The organism is Mycobacterium simiae, assembly GCF_008370645.1.
Lineage (GTDB): Bacteria > Actinomycetota > Actinomycetes > Mycobacteriales > Mycobacteriaceae > Mycobacterium > Mycobacterium simiae_A.
Map to the genome: position 1 here is coordinate 1 of NZ_VTZN01000287.1, position 3,919 is coordinate 3,919.

Genomic DNA, 3,919 nt, shown 5'->3' on the forward strand with positions numbered 1-3,919 from the left:
GCCATCAGGAGGGCGGCGTACTCCTGCGCGAGATACTGACCCGCCCGCACCGACCTGGGTTGTGCGACCCCCGACGAACTTGCGATCGGGACCACTTAGTTGGCTAATGCCCGGGACGACACAAGGGCGGAAAACGCCGGTGGGGGTTCAGACCTGGACAAGGAATTGCCCTCATCCGCGCCGTTTCCGCAGCGACCGCACTGCCCCTTCAGTCGACGTGCTCTGCGTTGAACGCAAAGCAAACATAGTGGAGCCGGTACGTCGCCTCGTCTTCGACGAACAGAAGTTCGTGGGCCATGAGATCACTTCCTCCCGTTCGAACCGACGGTTATTACGCGCTTCGCGGCAGTATTTCGCTCGACGAAATTATACTTGCGGCTGGCAACAATACACCAGTAGCAATGTCTGGCTATGACAATAGTGTCTATAGGTACTTCTGTCCGGCAATGGAGGCACGCGCCGCCCGACTCAACCCCGCGGGTGTGACGCCGTGCAGCAACGTTAACCGCGGCTTTAGCTACAGTTGGTGCGATGCCCCAACCAGCCCCGCCAGCGCTGACCGTGCGCTACGACGGCTCGGAGCGCACTTTCGCGGCGGGCCATGACGTGGTGGTCGGACGTGACGTGCGCGCCGACCTGCGCATCACCCATCCGCTCATCTCGCGGGCCCATCTGCTGCTGCGCTTCGATCAGGGCCGATGGTTGGCGATCGACAACAATTCGCTGAACGGGACGTTCGTTAACGGTCGCCGAGTCCCGGTGATTGAAATCTACGACGGCCAGGGCATTAACATCGGAAATCCCGACGGGCCGCTGCTGTGCTTCGAGGTCGGGCGCCACGTCGGAATGGCCGGGCGCCCACCCCGAACGGAGTCGATGCACATCTTCGCGCCTTCGACCCTACGACCACCCGGCGAGCAGGTCGCCGCACCGCCGACGGCGCGCCAGGCCAGCTGGACCGCGCCACCTTCCGGGCGACCTCATCCCGCAGCTCCGCCGGCCCGGTCGGGCAATGCCGGGCAACCCAGGTACCCGAGCACCTCCGCACCCTGGCCGCCTGCGGGATATCCAGCAAACGCGCCACCTGGACCGCCGGCAAACCTCGCACCGCCGCGGCCGTATCCTGGACCGCACCCCCCGCCCCGGCCCAGCGACACCAAACCGCCAGAAGTGGCCAATCTCGCCACCAAGATGTTCCACGCTCTGCTGCCCCGCGCCGGGGAAGCCGAGCGACCTGCCGGCGCCGTCACCATTGGCCGCGCCACCGACAACGACATCGTCATCCAAGACGTCCTGGCGTCGCGGCACCACGCCTTCCTGACGCTGACTCCCTTGGGCACCGAAATTCGCGACGCGCACAGCGTCAACGGCACTTTCGTCAACGGCGTCCGAGTCGGCTCGGCCGTCTTGAGCGACGGCGACGTAGTGACCATCGGCAATGTCGACCTGGTTTTCACCCATGGCACGCTGATTCGCCGCACCGAAGTGGCCACGCGCAGCGGCGGCCTGGAGGTCAACTCGGTCTGCTTCTCCATCGACGGAAAGCAACTGCTCGACCACATCTCGCTGACCGCCCGCCCCGGCACGCTCACCGCGATCATCGGGGGGTCCGGCGCCGGCAAGACCACGCTGTCGCGGTTGATTGCCGGTTACACCAGCCCCAGCTCCGGCACGGTGACCTTCGAGGGCCACGACATTCACGCCGAGTACGCGTCGCTGCGCAGCCGGATCGGCATGGTCCCCCAGGACGACGTGGTGCACCGCCAGCTGACCGTCAGCCAAGCGCTGGGCTACGCCGCCGAGCTGCGGCTGCCGCCCGACACCAGCAAAGCCGACCGAGCGCAGGTGGTCGCTCAGGTGCTCGAGGAACTCGAGCTGACCAAACACGCCGACACCCGCGTTGACAAGCTGTCCGGTGGACAGCGCAAACGTGCGTCGGTGGCCCTGGAACTGCTGACCGGGCCGTCGCTGCTGATCCTCGACGAGCCGACCACCGGCTTGGACCCGGCGCTGGATCGGCAGGTAATGATGATGCTGCGCCAGCTCGCCGACGCCGGCCGGACCGTGCTGGTGGTCACGCACTCGGTGTCCTACCTCGACGTGTGCGACCAGATACTCTTGCTGGCGCCCGGCGGCAAGACGGCGTTCCTGGGCCCGCCCAGCCAAATCGCGGCGGCCATGGGCACCACCAACTGGGCCGACATCTTCAGCCAGGTAGGCGCCGACCCCGACGAGGCCAACCGGCGCTTCCTGGCCGGGAATCGGCAACCACCGGGACGCCCGTCCGAATCCAGCCCGGCCATCGACCTCGGCGAACCGGTGCATGCCAACGTGATGCGCCAGTTCTCCACCATCGCCCGCCGCCAGATCCGGCTGGTCGTCTCTGACCGCGGGTATACGGTCTTCCTGGCGCTGCTGCCGTTCCTGATCGGCGTCCTCAGCCTCACCGTTCGCGGCAAGACCGGCTTCGGCGTCGCCGACCCCCTGAGCAACAACCCCGACCAGCCGGGCCAGATCCTGGTGATGCTCAATGTCGGCGGCGTTTTCATGGGCACCGCACTCACCATTCGTGACCTGGTCGGCGAGCGTCCCATTTTCCGGCGCGAACAGGCTGTCGGGCTGTCGACCGGGGCCTATATGAGCGCAAAGATCGCCGTATTCAGCGGGTTCGCGATCATCCAGGCCGCGATCGCAACGATCATCGCGGTGATCGGCTGGGGTGCTCCGCCAACCGACGCAGTGCTGCTCGGCAATGTGGAGTTCGAATTGTTCGTGACGGTCGCCGCCACCTGCGTGGCCTCGGCCATTCTGGGCATGGCCCTGTCGGCGCTGGCGCAGTCGCAAGACCAGATCATGCCGATGCTGGTGCTCTCGATCATGTCGCAGCTGGTGTTCTCCGGCGGATTGATCTGGGTGACCGACCGGTTCTTGCTCGACCAGCTGTCCTGGGCAACGCCCGCACGTTGGGGCTATGCTGCATCGTCGTCGACGATCAACATCGAGAAGCTGGTGCCGGGTCCGATCAAGCCGAAGGACCAGCATTGGGTGCACAAGCCGAGCGCTTGGCTGTTCGATATGGCCATGCTCGCGGTGTTGAGCATCGCCTATACCGGCATCGTGTGGTGGAAGATCAGGCTCAGGCGGCGCTAACGCCCATCTAGTGTTAGGCAATGACCCGAGCTCAGCGGCCTGTGTTAACGGTCCGATCGGACCGCACCCAACGCAGCTTCGCCGCCGGACCGGACGTGGTGGTCGGCAGCGATCCGCGAGCCGACTTCCGGGTAGCCCACCCGCTGATCGCCCACGCGCATCTGTTGTTGCGCTTCGAACAAAGCAACTGGATCGCGATCGACAACAATTCGCCGACCGGGATCTATGTCAACGGTCGTCGAGTGCCGTTGGTCGACATCCACGACGGACTGGTCATCAACCTTGGTCGACCGGACGGACCCCGTATCAGCTTCGAGGTCAGACACCACCGCGGCATGATCGGCCTGCTGCCGGCGACTGAAAAGCTCCCCGTCGACCCCAACCGATCCGAGACACCGCGCCCACCGGGCCCAGCGAAGCGAGCCGGGCCGCGTCCACCGCCCCCGCGACCCGCTCCACCACCTAACCGGCCGCCGGACCCGGTCGCGAGCGCCCAACACACCAGCGCCATACCGGTCATCCCGCCGCCACAGCCCGGCCCGGGCACCGCGGCGTCACACTTTCCCACCGGTTCGGTCAACGTGCTGAGCGGCGATGCCGGGCTGGCACCGGCAGCTGCCGGCATCGCCTGGATCGGGCGTTCCCTGGACAACGACATTGTCGTCTCCGACGTGCTGGCATCGCGCCATCACGCCTACCTGACGCAGACCCGGCTCGGCACCGAGATCCGCGACGCGCACAGCATCAACGGGACCTTCGTCAACGGCAT

General features: G+C 66.1%; 2 protein-coding genes. Both read left to right on the plus strand.

Annotated features, from left to right (window positions below; all coding sequences use genetic code 11):
- The first annotated feature begins 531 nt into the window (after positions 1 to 531).
- Complete coding sequence (locus F0Q45_RS24830; RefSeq protein WP_149656415.1) at positions 532 to 3,150, plus strand: FHA domain-containing protein; 2,619 nt, start codon at positions 532 to 534, stop codon at positions 3,148 to 3,150.
- A 20-nt stretch (positions 3,151 to 3,170) separates the two neighbouring features.
- Positions 3,171 to 3,919 (plus strand): FHA domain-containing protein (locus tag F0Q45_RS24835; protein WP_149656416.1); only part of this gene is annotated, 749 nt, incomplete at its 3' end.

Coding starts and splice junctions, on each gene's coding strand:
- F0Q45_RS24830 (WP_149656415.1), top strand. CDS start 532: ATGCCCCAACCAGCCCCGCCAGCGCTGACCGTGCGCTACGACGGCTCG.